Consider the following 488-nt stretch of genomic DNA (forward strand, 5'->3'; position numbering starts at 1 on the left):
GTGGCAGGCCGCCCGCCGTGAACCCACTCGGCAGGGCGAGCCCGCAGAGGTCGAGCAGGTTGCCGAAGCGGCAGAAGCGCGAGGGCAGGTGGTCCTCGTCCACGCTGTCGAGCGGGATCGCCGCCGTCTCGGTGGTCGGCGTCAGCACGGCGTCGAAGCCCTCCAGGGCCTCGGCAAAGGCCCGCTTCAGCGCCTCGCGCCGCCGGATCGTCGCGAGGTAGTCCTGCGCCGTGAGCTTCGCGCCGGCCAGGATCCGCGCCCGCACCGCGTCGCCGAGCGGGCTCGCCGGGTCCTCGGCGAGCGCGCCGTTGGTGACGTAGGCCTCGGCGTTGGTGATCGCGCTCAAGTCGAAGATCTCGGCGAAGCGGAAGGGCAGGTGGATCTCGGCGATCTCCGCGCCGAGGCTCGCCAGCGTGTCGAGGGCCCGGTCGTAGGCGGCGAGCACGGCGCCGTCGGCGCCCTCGCGCTCGGCCGCCGGCATGCGGGCG

1 protein-coding gene is annotated in these 488 nt (G+C 74.6%); it reads right to left on the reverse strand.

Features of this window, described 5'->3' with window-relative positions; all coding sequences use genetic code 11:
- On the reverse strand, positions 1-488 hold a 488-nt coding region (locus tag AX737_RS28250; protein ID WP_245293516.1), incomplete at both ends, for an amidase family protein.

Origin of the sequence: Methylobacterium sp. CCH5-D2 (genome assembly GCF_001556475.1) — a bacterium.
Taxonomy (GTDB): domain Bacteria; phylum Pseudomonadota; class Alphaproteobacteria; order Rhizobiales; family Beijerinckiaceae; genus Methylobacterium; species Methylobacterium hispanicum.